Raw genomic sequence first — 12917 nt, forward strand, 5'->3', positions numbered from 1 at the left:
ATGCGAAAACCTCGCGGCGAAAGCCTTGTGATTGGAGCGAGGCCGCTTCAACTCGAGTGTATTTCAGCGGCCTGCTAGCCCGATAAATCGATGGGCAGCTTTAACTCTGACTGCCCCAAAGATCATCCACCGCGCGGATCGCCAGCAAGTAGCCATTCGCGCCGGCCCCGCAGATCACCGCAGTGGCCGCCACCGAGATCGTCGAGTGCCGGTACTCCTCGGAGCGCCGGTGAATGTTCGTGATGTGCACCTCCACCACCGTCCGGCGGATCAGCTTGACTGCATCGAGCACCGGAATCCGCCCGAACGAAAACCCCGCCGGATTGATGATCAGCGCGGCGTCCTGCAAGAACGCTTCCTGAATCCAGTCGATCAACTGGCTCTCGCTGTTGGTCTGACGGAACACGCAGTCGAACTTGAGATCCTCGGCCAGCGCGAGACAGTTCTGTTCGATGTCCTTCAGCGTCGTGTTGCCGTAAATGTGAGGCTCCCTCACGCCGAGCATGTTCAGGTTGGAGCCATTGAGGATATAGAGTTTGCGAGTCATGGTTTCAATGTGTAGCGCTACGTTCGAGGGCTGTGCCTTTGGTTTCCCGCGACGTCGCGATCATGAGGAAGGAGAGCAGGTTCAGCGAGCCGCAGACAGCGACAATGGCCCACGGCGAACCATGAAAGGCATTGAGCAGCGCCACCGCGACGATCGGCATCGGCCCGCCGGTTAGCAAGTTGGCTCCCGAGTACGACAATGCGGACCCCGTGTAACGCGCCTCGGTCGGAAAGGACTCGGCGAACCACACCGGCTGGATGCCGCTCTGAAATTGCGTGAAGCCGAGGAAGGCGCCCATCACGGCCATCGTCATGACGACCGAGTGCTGGTTGAGGATCGGAAAGTAGATCAGGCAGCAGATCAGCGTGCAGAACGAGCCGATCAGCAGCGCGCGTTTGCGCCCGATCCGGTCGCTCAGATAGCCGCCCGCCAGCGCGCCCACGATGGCGCAGACATTGGCGACCATCAGCAGCATGAAGCCGGTCTGTTTGGGCACGCCGAGGTTCTTCGTCAGATAGCTGAGCGAGAACACCACGATCAGGTAGAACAGCGCCGCCGGGCCGCAGAAGAACAGCGTCAGGCGCAGCGCGGTTCGCCAGTGAAACTTGAAGACGACGCCGAGCGGATTCGCGGCGCGTGCGCCCTCGCCTTTCTTCTTGAGCGCCTCGAAAGCCGGCGTCTCGCTGACCTTCGTGCGGATATAAATGCCGAGCAGGACGAGCACGAAACTCGCGAGGAACGGAATTCTCCATCCGAACGATTCGAAGTCATCGGCGGAAAGCAGACCGGACAGCGCAAAGAGAGCGAAATTGGCGAGGATCTGGCTGAGCGGCGAACAAATACCGAGCAGGCCCGAATACAGCCCCCGCTTCGTCGCGGATGCGTGTTCGACCGCCATTAACTGGGCGCCTGTCGATTCCCCGCCGAGCGCGAAACCCTGAACGATGCGCAGCGAGACCAGCAGCGTCGGTGCAAGAATGCCGACTTGCTGATAAGTGGGAAGCAGCCCCATCAGGAACGACGACGCGCCCATCACCGAGACCGTGACGAGCATCAGGTTGCGGCGTCCCCAACGGTCGCCGAGCATGCCGCAGATCACCGCGCCGAGCGGACGTGCGGCCAGCCCCGCCCAGAAGCTCGCCAGCGACGCGAGCAGCGAGGCGGTCGGATCGAGCGAGGGGAAGAACAGCTTCGGAAAGATCGTGGCAGCGACGACGCCGTACAACGCGAAGTCGAACCATTCCAGCGCCGTGCCGACGGTGGCGCCCGCCACCGCGCGACGCGCCATCAAGTGAGCCTGTGCGGATCGTTCGCCCGCGGCAATGTTTGGGTCAGCAGTGACTGACATGGTGTCTCCTGGATTCTCGGTATGTTGTAACGTCCGTTTCGCGCGACGAACAGGTGATATTGTTTGCGCAGCGAAAGCGGGGCGTTCCGCACCGGAACTGCATTTCATATCACGAAAATCGACCAACGATGTCGCTCAAGAACGGCCTGAGAATGCTCGATTTCCTCGCGTCGCAAGGCGAAGGCGCGGGGCTGGTCGAGATCGCGGATGCTCTGGGCATGCCGCGCAGCTCGTGCCATCGCGTGCTCGCCGAGCTCGTCGAGAGCGGTTACGTCAGGCAATTGACCGATCACAGCCGCTACATCCTGACCATGCGCATGACGTCGAACGGGCTGGAATTCCTGAGCCTGACCGGCATCGCGGATATCGCCCAGCCGATCATCGAACGCGTCGCGGCGCGCACCGGCGAGCTGGCGCGGCTATCGCTGGTGGACGGTGAAGCGATCATCTGGGTGGGCAAGGCGGACGGACAACGCACCGGCTTTCGCTACGATCCCGACATGGGCCAGGCAGCACGACTTTCCTGCACATCGACCGGACACGCATGGCTCATGACGATGTCCGACGAACAAGCGGCCGCGCTCGTCCTGAAGCAGGGCTTCGGACAGCCGAACGAGTTCGGCCCCAATGCGCCGACGACGCTAAAGGCACTGCTGGGCTTTTTGCACGCCGCGCGCGTTCGCGGCTACGCGATGATCGACGAGGTCTTCGCGCCGCGAATGTCGGCGGTCGCGACGCCCGTGGTTAGCGGCTCGCGTTGCGTCGGTGTCATCAGCCTGGCGGGTCCGCGAGTGCGGCTGACGGTCGAGAAGATCCACGAGTATTCGGTGCTGCTGCGCGAGGCGGCCAATGAACTGGCGCAGTTGAGCAATCTGGCCGGTTTTCCGAGCCGGCCGCCGCTCGGCAAGGGATGAGCCGGAAGGAGACGAATGTTCTCCGCTGGCAGAACGGCTGTTTCCAATATCGGTCGACGCTGAGATGCGCGGTTGCCGCGTCGTGTGGTCAACCAGCCTGGTTCGCCGGCAGTCGTACTTCAGCGCCGACATGCACCGGTTCGAACATCCGGCCTCTATACCGCATCGTCTCCGTGATGCTGACAACAACGATCACGAATAGCGACGAGGCCTGACACCCCGTTCGGCTCCCGTCGAACCGCTCCGCCTTCAGATCGATCGTGTCGCGTCCAGAACGACATCACGCTGCAACCTGTTGGCCTTGAACCGCCATCCAGCGCCCCCCGCCCTTCCCCTTCACGGCTCCGCACATCGGCGTGCGCGCGGCCCACCGCCCGTCTGCCGGGTTTCTCCACATTTACATCGGCGATTGGCGCGCAATGTGCAGTGCTTCGGCGACGCCGGGCGGTAGCGATGTGGAGCAGCCCGGGCAACCTTGAAGCAAGTCGGCACGTTCCGTACTTGCCCGAATGTGGGGGTCGTATGTCCGGGCGATTGCATCGTCGATTACTTTGCAGCATCGTCGCAATCGCGATGTTCGACGGCGTCGGCGTTTCGCGCAGCGAGCCGCCTTCGCTGACGATTCGCGGCGGCGCGATCGTTCGGCCCGTTGTCGCGGTCGTCGAATCCGCTCCGCCCGTGGCAGCGGTCATTCCGCCTGCCGTGCAACCCGAACCCGCGCGGGAAAATGCGTCGGAAACGGCGAAAGAGGCGCAAGAGGCGCAAGAGGCATTCGATCTCGGCATCGAACGGCTGCGAAGCGCGACGTGGTGGGAAGCGAACCGCAAGCTGCGGCCTCAACTTGCGCAGGTCGGCGACCTGATGTTCGCGGCGAAGTTGCTCGAAGGTGAAACGGGACAGTCCGCCGAAGGCGCGGCGCGCGTGCAGCGTCTGCGCGACGCGATGCGCGCGCATCGGCAACTCAAGCCCGCGGGCTGGAACCGGCTCGTCACGCAGGTGCGCGACGCGCGCGCGAAGTCGGGTGATTACACCGCGCTGATGTTGGCGAACGCCCTGATCAATGAAATCCGTTATCGCGACGGCACCGACGGCAGCTACTATCCGCCCGCGCGCTTCTTCGCCGAGAGCGGCGTCTGCAAGGACTTTGCGGTCGCCAAGTACCTGCTGCTGCGCGAAGCGGGCGTCGACGCTTCGCAATTGCGCCTCGTTTCGCTCGCGCCGCGCTACAACAATACGCCCGACGACTGGCACGTGATGCTCGTCGTGCAGACCGATGGCATGGCCGCACCGGTCGCACTCGACTCGCCGGCGCCGCCCGTGCGCAAGCGCATCGGCGATGCGTCCGGCGCAGTGTCCGCCGACACCACCGCCGGCAAGTCCGATCCGCAAGCCGGTCCAGCCGGCCCGTCTGCGCGGTTCGCGGCGATCCTGTCCGGCCGCAAGCCCGCCGACGTGGTGCTGCGCGCACCCTTCGGGCCTGCGGTGGTGCCGCTCGGCGAGTCCGGGCAGGCGGAGCGCCCGCTTGCTGTTGTCTTCAATGAGCAAGGGAGCTTGTCATTCGAGCGCGAAGCGCCCGTCGGCGCACGCCGGCCGGCCACCGCCAAGCGGCGCGGCGTCCGGTCGATCGTCGCGGACGACGCAGGGCAATCGTGGAGCGTCGATTCATCGGGCGTCTTTCGGAAGTGGCAATTGACTCGTGCGGCCAGCGCCGCGCCGTTGTCGGACGCGCTTAAACTGGACCTGCGCCAGATCGAGGTGAGCAGCAGCACGGCCGGTTAACAAGCCGCCGAAAACGCGACGATAGCGGTCGGTTCCATTCCAACCAATCGCCAGTTCGATCGACCGCTACGCACGGCTGCAATGCGAATGACGGACGGAGGCGATGCGGCAACGTGTTTCCCTGGCGGATAGCGACGCCGTCGATCCGATAGAAAAACGGCAAGCCGGCGACTGCGACAAAAGTATCATTGCGCAGTGCAGGGATGGTTTTCGCTCACCGTGCCGAGGAGACCGCATGACAACTCACGACTTCTCCGAGTTTTCCTGGGACGAGCAGGAAGACGTCAAAGCCGTGCTCGCCAACCGGGGACTCGATCCGCGTGATTTCCAGATCGCGGACAACGACAACGTTTCCGCGGGCGCCACGAACGGAACGATCCGGCAGGTCTCGGTAACGCGGCTCAGTACCGGCAAGCGGGCGATCTACGACACGGATCACTTCGCCACCTGGCTCACCGATTTCGCCGAGGCGCTGGAAGCGGGCGACTTCGACGACTGAGCGGCGGCGCCTCCGCTTCCGTGCAGTCTCAGCCTCCCTGCATACATAGGATTCCATACGAACTTGTTACGTATGCTCAAAATAGAGCGGTCTCGCTAGACTCGACTGACACAAGAATCGATCACATCGAGCAATGCGTGTTTGAGAGCATTGCCCGGATCGTCGAGGCGGCATCGTCGATCAGCTGACTAGGCGAGCAGCAGCAAGGCATCCGCGAGCGAGAGCACGGTCGTGCGCGAATCGAACGCGGTGGAAAACAGATGTTCATGCACCACCTGGTCCGGGTCGTAACAACAATCCTTGACCGTGTACAGGCGGAAGTCCGCATCGCTTGCATACGCGACCGACGACAGCACGACGCCGGTCGATGCAATGCCGACCATGATCAGCGAATCGATACCTCGCGCGGAAAGTCGTACTTCCAGATCGGTACCGAAGAACACGCTGGCCCGGTGCGCGATGATGAGCGATTCATCAGCCCTTTGGCCTAACTCAGGTGCGGTTTGGTCGTCGATAAAGAGACCAAGCCGTTTGATTCCCTGCCCATTTTTGTTCGACGGGCTGACTTCCGGATAGCCCGGGCTAAACCGGAGATTGACGAAATAAACACTGACGCCTTTGGCCCGCGCCGCGTCGCATAGTTTGCGGGTGTTGGCGAGCAGGACCGGCGCGACCGATGGGAAGAGCCCGAGAATATCGGTCTGGTAATGCATGACGATAAGCGCGGTTCGCGCCGGCTCGATTGCTGGAATCTGCGAGTTCTTACGCTCCATGTACACGTCTCCTTGAGTCCGCCGTTCCAAGCGCGTTTGCTAATCACCCCGACTCTCGAACACTCCCTTGACCACCGCCACCGCCGAGAACGCGTTCGGCCATCCCGCATAGTAGGCGAGATGCGACACCATTTCCGACGCCTCGATGCGGGTCAGACCGTTATCCATCGCGCGGCCGAGATGGTAGCTAATCTGCGCAAACTGACCGCTCGCGATCAGCGCTGCAACCGTCACCATGCTGCGGTCGCGGGGCGCAAGATCGGGGCGAAGCCAAAGATCGCGGAACAGCACCGCGCCGGTATCTTCGACGAGGCCGGGCGAGATTGCACCGAAGCTCTGTTCGACAGTCCGCGCGCGGGTGTCCTCGGCCGCCTGATCGAGCGGTAGAAGATCGGGCGATGCAGGCGGGAGTTGATCACGCCCGATACCGCGCTCGGCGAATACCGTTCCGATCGCGATGGCCGCTGCGGTTCCGTTGCACCAGCCTGCATAGAACGCGAGGTGCGTAGCTATCTCGGAGACTTCACGCGGCGTTACGCCGTGGTCGAGTGCGAAGCGCGTGTAGAAAACGAGCGCATCAGTCTGGCCGCGAGTGATCACCGCCGCAAGCGTGATGATGCTTCGGTCGCGTTGAGACAGCGCGGGTCGCTGCCAGACACCTTGAAAAAGCGCTTCCTCTTCATAACGGGCAAGCGCTGGAGCGCATGCCGCAAGGTCTTGTATGTTCTTGATGATTTGATTGCCTCATAAATCGCGCGATGCACAGGAACGCTTCAGTGGAGCGTTCTATCGCCGAAGAGTGGCTAGTCGAACGCCCACGTTTCCGCCGGAGCGAATAAAACGGGTACGAAGGCGTTACTCGGTGACGAGCGGGCCAGCGTGATATTGCGCGTCGGTCACGGGCTCCATCCAGTCCGTATTTTTGCCGTCGAGCAATTCGGTGACGGCGAAATGCGACATCGCCGTGGTGGCTGCGGCACCGTGCCAGTGCCGTTTGCCGCACGAACACGAGACGACGTCGCCAGCACGGATCTCGGTTCGCGCACCGCCTTCGCACTGAGTCCAACCCACTCCCGAGAGCACGACCAGAATCTGACCGAGCGGATGCGCATGCCAGTGGGAACGCGCGCCTGGTTCAAAGGTTACGATCGCGCCACCTGCCCGGCCCGGTTCCTCGATCTGGAACAGATTGTCGATACGCACATTGCCCGTGAACCAGGCTTCCGGGCCCTTGATTGACGGCTTCGTGCCGTTGCGAATGATGGTCTGCGCTGCCTGGGTCATGTTTCCGATTCCTTCGAATTAGGGGGCCGAATGCGCGTGGCAAATCGAACGGCGTGACACGTAATTTAGATCTTTGGTCGTCCACCGACTAGATGGCAAAATGTGCATACACTCATGCATAGGTGCATAAATGGCCACGCCCGACCTGAACGACCTGGTTGCGCTCCTCACTGTGGCGCGCGAGCGGAGCTTTACGCGCGCTGCGATCCAGCTCGGCGTGTCGCAGTCGTCGCTGAGCCGAACCGTGATGTCGCTCGAAACTAAGCTCGGGATGTTGCTGCTAACCCGCACGACCCGCAGCGTATTCACGACGGAAGCGGGACAGCGCCTTCTCGATTCCGTTGCGCCGAAACTCGAGGAGATCGAAGCGGAATTGCAGGCCGTCGCGGAACTCCGGGAAAGACCCGTCGGCACCGTGCGCATCTCCGCCACCGACTACGCCGCGAATCAGTACGTTTGGCCGAAGCTTCAAGGGCTGCTGCGTGAACAACCGGAATTGCGCATCGAGCTAATCAACGATTACGGCCTGTCGAATATCGTTGCAGAACGTTTCGACGTAGGCGTGCGGCTCGGGGATCAGGTTGAAAAAGACATGATCGCTGTACGCATCGCGCCGGATGAAACCATGGCGATTGTCGCGGCGCCCGCCTATCTTCGCGAGAGGCCGGCGCCACGTGAACCGCGCGAACTCACGAACCACAACTGCATCAACCTGAGATTGCCCACCAAAGACACACTCATGCCGTGGGAGCTACGGAAAGGCAGACGTCGCCTGGAAGTCAAGGTGAGCGGGCAACTCGTCTTCAACAATTCGTATCAGATGCTGGACGCAGCGTTGAAGGGTTTCGGCCTCGCTTATATACCGAGGGCGCTCGCGGAGGAAAGCGCGCGGGCTGGGCGGCTCGCCTGGGTTCTCGAAGACTGGTGCCCTACGTTCACCGGGCATCACGCGTATTACGCGACGCGACGCCAGTCTTCGCTTGCTGTTCGTCTGGTTATCTCGGCTCTTCGTAACGTTAGCGCCTGAAGATTGCCGACACGAAAGTCGGCCACGCCTGAGCAGCCATTCGGCCTACCAACGCCAATCCGCTTCGCACATCGCTCGTTCTTTTCTCGCTCTCTCGCCCGCATCGGGCCGCCGTCCGTCTACGTGAGCCTTCCCTGCCCCATGCAGGGAAGTAATGCGCCTCATGAGATCTTTTCGATTGTCGTGGCGACGGCGCCGCGTCGAGAATGATTCCACCCAAGCCGCCCGGGCCGATGCGCGAAACCAGCGCGCAAAGTGGACTCGTCCAGCCGACCGCGTCCGTGCTCAAACCAACCAGGAATGCGACGACCGATGAACCTTCGCGAATCCAGCAAGCACTTCGACGAACGCAACTCAAGAGCGGCAAGCAGCCGTCCGAACTCATGCGTTCGAACCTGTGGCGAAGCGCTCGTCACGTTGCTCGAAGCCTACGGCGTCGAGTACGTCTTCGGCATCCCGGGCGTGCACACCGTGGAGCTTTATCGCGGGCTCGCGCGCTCGTCGATCCGGCACGTGACGCCGCGTCACGAACAGGGCGCGGGCTTCATGGCCGACGGATACGCGCGCGTCACGGGCAAACCCGGCGTGTGCTTCGTCATCACCGGGCCGGGTATGACCAACATCGCGACCGCGATGGCGCAAGCCTATGCCGACTCCATTCCGATGCTCGTGATTTCGAGCGTCAACGCACGGGGCCACCTCGGCAACGGAGACGGACGTCTGCATGAACTTACTTCGCAGCGGGAAGTATTCAGTGGACTCGCCGCGTTCTCTCATACCTTGCTGGATGCCGACGATTTGCCTCAAGTGCTGGCGCGCGCGTTCGCCGTGTTCGAGAGCGCGCGGCCGCGGCCCGTGCATATCGAGATTCCGCTCGATGTCATCGTGTCCCCGGCGAACGCGATTAAGGCTGTACCCGCCGCGCGCGCGGCGAAGCCCACCGCACATCCCGCTGCGCTCGCCTCGGCCGTGGACCTGCTCGCCGACGCCCGGCGCCCGCTGATTCTCGCCGGCGGCGGCGCGGTGCACGCCGCAGTCGAATTGCGCGAACTCGCCGAGCGACTGCAGGCGCCCGTGGCGCTCACCACCAACGCGAAAGGACTTCTGCCGCGCGGCGCGCCGCTTCTCATCGGCTCGACGCAGTCGCTGTCGCCAACCCGCGCGATGATTCGCGAAGCCGACGTCGTGCTCGCGGTCGGAACCGAACTGGGCGAGACCGACTATGACGTTCTTTTCGATGGCGGCTTCGCGATCGCCGGACAACTCATCCGCGTCGATATCGATGCGCAGCAACTCATGCGCAACGTCCAGCCGGACGTGGCTATCGTCGGCGACGCGCGCGAGACGTTGAGCGCCCTGTCGACGCGACTGCACGAGCGACCGGTGCGTCCCGCTTCGCCGGACTGGAGCGCCGCGCGCGTGACGGCCGTGCGCGACGCCGTCTTCGCCGAAAGCGACGCCGCGATGCGATCGCAGAAGCGCCTGATCGACACCATCGTCAGCGCGTTGCCCGACGCCATCATTGCGGGCGATTCGACGAGCCCGGTCTACGCGGGCAATTTTCTCCACGACGCGCCAGCGCCGCGCTCATGGTTCAACTCATCGACCGGCTACGGCACGCTCGGATATGGCCTGCCCGCCGCGATCGGCGCGAAGCTCGCCGCGCGTGAGCGGCCCGTCGTGTGTCTGATCGGAGACGGCGGCTTCCAGTTCACGCTGCCGGAACTGGCGAGCGCGGTAGAAGCGCGCGTGCCCGTGATCGTGCTGCTGTGGACCAACTTCGGCTACGGCGAGATCCGGAAATACATGGACCAGCGCGATATCTCGCCCGTTGGCGTCGATATCTACACGCCCGACTTCATGGCGCTGGCAAGAGGCTTCGGATGCGAGGCCGCGACGGTCGACGATCCACAGTCGCTCGACGCGCAATTACGGCGAGCGGTATCGCGCGAGATCCCCACCGTGATCGAGGTTCGCGAAGCCGACTGGTTTGCGCGGGTGCCGTCATGAGCGCGCAAGCACGCCCCCTTCTCGATTTCCCGCTGCGCACCCGGCTCTTCATCGATGGCTGCTGGTGCGTGCCCGAGACGAGGCAGCGGCTGCCCGTCGTCAATCCATCGACCGAAGAAACGATCGTCGAAGTGGAGGCCGGCGGCCCCGCCGATGTCGATCGCGCGGTGCGCGCGGCATCGCGTGCATTTCGCGCCTGGAAGCAGACATCGGGCGCGGAGCGCGCGGGCTTTCTGCGTGCGATTGCGCGCGGCGTGGAGGCGCATGGTGAGCACCTTGCCGCGCTTCAGTCGCTCAACAATGGCAAGCCGATTGCCGAATCGCGCATCGACGTCGGCGACGTGGTCGCGACCTTCGACTATTACGCGGACCTCGCCGAAACGCTTGATGCAGTCGAAGAAGAGATCGCGATTCCGAGCAGCGATCATCGCGCCGTGATCCGCCGTGAACCGGCGGGCGTGGTCGGTTTGATCGTGCCGTGGAACTTCCCGATGGTCACGACGGCGTGGAAGCTCGCCCCCGCGCTCGCGGCGGGATGCACGGTCGTGCTGAAGCCTTCCGAATTCACACCTTTGCCGGAGCTGGAACTGGCCGCCATCGTCGAGCGCGCGGGTCTGCCGCCGGACGTATTCAACGTCGTGACGGGCACCGGCACGGAGGTCGGCGTGGCGCTCACGACGCATCCGCTCGTGTCGAAGGTCTCGTTCACCGGCAGCACGGCGGTCGGCGAGCAGGTCATGAAAGCGGCGGCGCAATCCATCAAGGGCGTGAGCCTCGAACTGGGCGGCAAGTCGTCGATCATCGTGTTCGCGGACGCCGACCTCGATCTCGCCGTCGATCTCGTCGTGGGCGGCGCGTTCTTCAATGCCGGGCAGATGTGCTCGGCCACCTCGCGCGTGCTCGTCGAACGACCGTTCGCGGAAGCGCTGATCGCGCGCCTCGCCGACCGGGTGGCACGAACCGTCGTCGGCGATCCGTTTGCATCCGGCGTGCAGATGGGACCGCTCACGAACCGCGCGCAGTACGAACGCGTGCAGCGTTTCATCGCACGGGGCAAGGCGGACGGCGCGAGTCTCGTGGTTCAGGGCGAAGCGCCGGAAGGAGCCGGATATTTCGTTCAGCCAACGATGTTCGTCGATGTTCCGACCGACAGCGCCGTGTGGTGCGAAGAGATCTTCGGACCCGTGTTGTGCGTGCGCAGCTTCGATACGGAAGACGATGCGATCGCCATGGCCAACGATACCGAGTTCGGTCTGGTCGCAACCGTCGTCACGCGCGACGGAGCACGCGGCCAGCGCGTGGCGGCGGCGCTGCAGGCGGGCGTCGTCTGGATCAATACACCGCAACTGATCTTTCCTCAGACCTCGTGGGGCGGCTTCAAGAAAAGCAGCATCGGCCGCGAACTCGGTCCGTTCGGACTCGCGGCATTCCAGGAAATTAAGCAGATATTGAGCACGGCGTCCGGACCCGTTTGAAACGCTTTTCGAAGCCCGAGCCATGCGTTCGGCTCATGGCAACCATGCTGAGAATTCGATTGTTGCCAAAATTTTGCATCCCTAGAGTGTTCTCACCGACGCCGTAGTTGATCGACCCGACGCATTGACCGAATGCTGCACCGTTTTAGTGAGGAGTGTGCCATGCAAGACATCAAACGAGGCAGAAGGCAGGCTATCAAGACCATCGGCATGGCGCTCGCCGCGTCGAGTCTGCCGATGCCGTTCATCAGCACGGCGAGGGCGCAGGAAAAAAGCTTCGCCGGCAAGACGCTGCGTCTGCTGACGTGGTCGGACGACACCGGCGCGGCCGCGTTGCGCAACATTGCCGCGACCTTCAGCCAGAAGACCGGCGCGCAGGTCATAGCGGATCGCGCCGACGGCACGTCCGGCATGGTGGCGAAAGTGAAAGCGGCCGGAGAGCGACCGACCTACGACGTGATCACGCTCGCGGGCGTGGGCGCTTCGGGCCTCGCGGACGCCGGCCTTCTGATGAAGCCCGATCTGAACCGGCTGCCGAACCTGAAGGATGTCGGCGCGCAGTACCGCACCGGCGCCAATGGCTTCGGAGTCGGCTATCTGCTGTGGTCGGACGGCCTCGTCTACAGCACGTCGTCGGTGAAGACGCCGCCCTCGACCTACGAGGCGCTGTGGGATCCGAAGTATGCGGGCCGAATCTTCCTGCCGCCGCCGGAGTGGGCTGAAGCGGTCGATCTCGCGATCATCGCCGCCAAGATGGCGGGTGGCTCGCAGCAGAACATCGAGCCGGGCTTCGTGAAGCTCGCGCAACTGAAGGACCGGGTGCTCACGCTCGGCGAGAATCCGAATCAGGTCGCCGACTTGTTCCGCACCGGATCGCTGGATATCGGCGGCATCTACTCGCCGGCATTCTTCCCCAATCAGTTGCGCAAGCCGGAGTACAAGATGGCCGTCACCTACGGCATGAAGGAAGGCTTCGCGACACAGCTCATGTTCACGGTCATCCCGAAGGCGCATCCGGGCGACATCGAACTGATCCACGCGTTCATCAACCATTCGCTCGATGCCGGCGTGCAAGGCCGCATGGCCGCCGACGTGCTGAACGGTCCGGTGAATTCGAAGGCTGTGATTCCCGCCGAAAGCCGCGCGTTCGTGCCGTCTGCCCAACAGATCGCGGAGAACGCCGTCCTGCACGACGACAAGGCGCTGGCGGCGGTGCAGCCGGCCTGGATCAAGCGTTATACGGAAATCTTCTCGGCCTGAC

General features: G+C 63.3%; 12 protein-coding genes. 7 read left to right on the plus strand and 5 right to left on the minus strand.

Going from position 1 to position 12917, the window contains the following annotated elements:
- Nucleotides 1–100: 100 nt before the first annotated feature.
- Together AWB82_RS26040 and AWB82_RS26045 are read right to left on the minus strand one after the other, a co-directional pair.
- Nucleotides 101–547, minus strand: coding sequence for a type II 3-dehydroquinate dehydratase (locus AWB82_RS26040; RefSeq protein WP_086972235.1), 447 nt, complete (start codon nucleotides 545–547; stop codon nucleotides 101–103).
- 4 nt (nucleotides 548–551) lie between these two features.
- Nucleotides 552–1835, minus strand: a complete 1284-nt coding sequence (locus AWB82_RS26045; protein WP_086972236.1) for an MFS transporter — start codon at nucleotides 1833–1835, stop codon at nucleotides 552–554.
- Between the two features lie 188 nt (nucleotides 1836–2023).
- On the opposite strand from AWB82_RS26045, the gene AWB82_RS26050 reads away from it, so the two are divergent.
- The 3 genes from AWB82_RS26050 (at nucleotide 2024) to AWB82_RS26060 (ending at nucleotide 5087) form a co-directional block, all read left to right on the plus strand.
- Nucleotides 2024–2809, plus strand: a complete 786-nt coding sequence (locus tag AWB82_RS26050; RefSeq protein ID WP_086972237.1) for an IclR family transcriptional regulator — start codon at nucleotides 2024–2026, stop codon at nucleotides 2807–2809.
- A gap of 573 nt (nucleotides 2810–3382) precedes the next feature.
- Nucleotides 3383–4588 carry a transglutaminase-like domain-containing protein gene (locus tag AWB82_RS26055; protein ID WP_143756860.1) on the plus strand — a complete coding sequence of 402 codons (1206 nt, stop codon included), beginning with the start codon at nucleotides 3383–3385 and terminating at the stop codon, nucleotides 4586–4588.
- A 235-nt stretch (nucleotides 4589–4823) separates the two neighbouring features.
- Entirely contained in the window at nucleotides 4824–5087 is a 264-nt protein-coding gene (locus tag AWB82_RS26060) for a hypothetical protein (protein WP_086972238.1), read from the plus strand.
- A gap of 188 nt (nucleotides 5088–5275) precedes the next feature.
- On the opposite strand, the gene AWB82_RS26065 is transcribed toward AWB82_RS26060, so the two are convergent.
- From AWB82_RS26065 to AWB82_RS26075, 3 genes are all read right to left on the minus strand, one after another.
- A complete protein-coding gene (locus tag AWB82_RS26065; RefSeq protein WP_086972239.1) occupies nucleotides 5276–5860 on the minus strand; it encodes an isochorismatase family cysteine hydrolase in 585 nt (194 codons plus the stop codon).
- A 39-nt stretch (nucleotides 5861–5899) separates the two neighbouring features.
- A complete protein-coding gene (locus tag AWB82_RS26070; protein WP_086972240.1) occupies nucleotides 5900–6595 on the minus strand; it encodes a carboxymuconolactone decarboxylase family protein in 696 nt (231 codons plus the stop codon).
- A gap of 120 nt (nucleotides 6596–6715) precedes the next feature.
- Nucleotides 6716–7144 carry a (R)-mandelonitrile lyase gene (locus AWB82_RS26075; RefSeq protein WP_086972241.1) on the minus strand — a complete coding sequence of 143 codons (429 nt, stop codon included), beginning with the start codon at nucleotides 7142–7144 and terminating at the stop codon, nucleotides 6716–6718.
- 130 nt (nucleotides 7145–7274) lie between these two features.
- On the opposite strand from AWB82_RS26075, the gene AWB82_RS26080 reads away from it, so the two are divergent.
- The 4 genes from AWB82_RS26080 (at nucleotide 7275) to AWB82_RS26095 (ending at nucleotide 12916) form a co-directional block, all read left to right on the plus strand.
- Nucleotides 7275–8171 carry a LysR family transcriptional regulator gene (locus AWB82_RS26080; RefSeq protein ID WP_086972242.1) on the plus strand — a complete coding sequence of 299 codons (897 nt, stop codon included), beginning with the start codon at nucleotides 7275–7277 and terminating at the stop codon, nucleotides 8169–8171.
- A 312-nt stretch (nucleotides 8172–8483) separates the two neighbouring features.
- Nucleotides 8484–10181 carry a 5-guanidino-2-oxopentanoate decarboxylase gene (locus tag AWB82_RS26085; RefSeq protein ID WP_086972243.1) on the plus strand — a complete coding sequence of 566 codons (1698 nt, stop codon included), beginning with the start codon at nucleotides 8484–8486 and terminating at the stop codon, nucleotides 10179–10181.
- On the plus strand, nucleotides 10178–11656 hold the full coding sequence (locus tag AWB82_RS26090; RefSeq protein ID WP_086972244.1) for an aldehyde dehydrogenase family protein: 1479 nt from the start codon (nucleotides 10178–10180) through the stop codon (nucleotides 11654–11656). Before AWB82_RS26085 ends, AWB82_RS26090 begins: the two co-directional genes overlap by 4 nt.
- A gap of 162 nt (nucleotides 11657–11818) precedes the next feature.
- Entirely contained in the window at nucleotides 11819–12916 is a 1098-nt protein-coding gene (locus AWB82_RS26095; RefSeq protein WP_086972245.1) for an ABC transporter substrate-binding protein, read from the plus strand.
- Nucleotide 12917: the final 1 nt, after the last annotated feature.

Source organism: Caballeronia glebae (genome assembly GCF_001545035.1).
GTDB classification, from domain to species: domain Bacteria; phylum Pseudomonadota; class Gammaproteobacteria; order Burkholderiales; family Burkholderiaceae; genus Caballeronia; species Caballeronia glebae.

What these genes read in the sequence shown, in the direction of transcription:
- AWB82_RS26040 (WP_086972235.1), bottom strand. Translation starts at nt 547, where the DNA reads ATGACTCGCAAACTCTATATCCTCAATGGCTCCAACCTGAACATGCTC.
- AWB82_RS26045 (WP_086972236.1), bottom strand. Translation starts at nt 1,835, where the DNA reads ATGGCGCGTCGCGCGGTGGCGGGCGCCACCGTCGGCACGGCGCTGGAA.
- AWB82_RS26050 (WP_086972237.1), top strand. Translation starts at nt 2,024, where the DNA reads ATGTCGCTCAAGAACGGCCTGAGAATGCTCGATTTCCTCGCGTCGCAA.
- AWB82_RS26055 (WP_143756860.1), top strand. Translation starts at nt 3,383, where the DNA reads ATGTTCGACGGCGTCGGCGTTTCGCGCAGCGAGCCGCCTTCGCTGACG.
- AWB82_RS26060 (WP_086972238.1), top strand. Translation starts at nt 4,824, where the DNA reads ATGACAACTCACGACTTCTCCGAGTTTTCCTGGGACGAGCAGGAAGAC.
- AWB82_RS26065 (WP_086972239.1), bottom strand. Translation starts at nt 5,860, where the DNA reads ATGGAGCGTAAGAACTCGCAGATTCCAGCAATCGAGCCGGCGCGAACC.
- AWB82_RS26075 (WP_086972241.1), bottom strand. Translation starts at nt 7,144, where the DNA reads ATGACCCAGGCAGCGCAGACCATCATTCGCAACGGCACGAAGCCGTCA.
- AWB82_RS26080 (WP_086972242.1), top strand. Translation starts at nt 7,275, where the DNA reads ATGGCCACGCCCGACCTGAACGACCTGGTTGCGCTCCTCACTGTGGCG.
- AWB82_RS26085 (WP_086972243.1), top strand. Translation starts at nt 8,484, where the DNA reads ATGAACCTTCGCGAATCCAGCAAGCACTTCGACGAACGCAACTCAAGA.
- AWB82_RS26090 (WP_086972244.1), top strand. Translation starts at nt 10,178, where the DNA reads ATGAGCGCGCAAGCACGCCCCCTTCTCGATTTCCCGCTGCGCACCCGG.
- AWB82_RS26095 (WP_086972245.1), top strand. Translation starts at nt 11,819, where the DNA reads ATGCAAGACATCAAACGAGGCAGAAGGCAGGCTATCAAGACCATCGGC.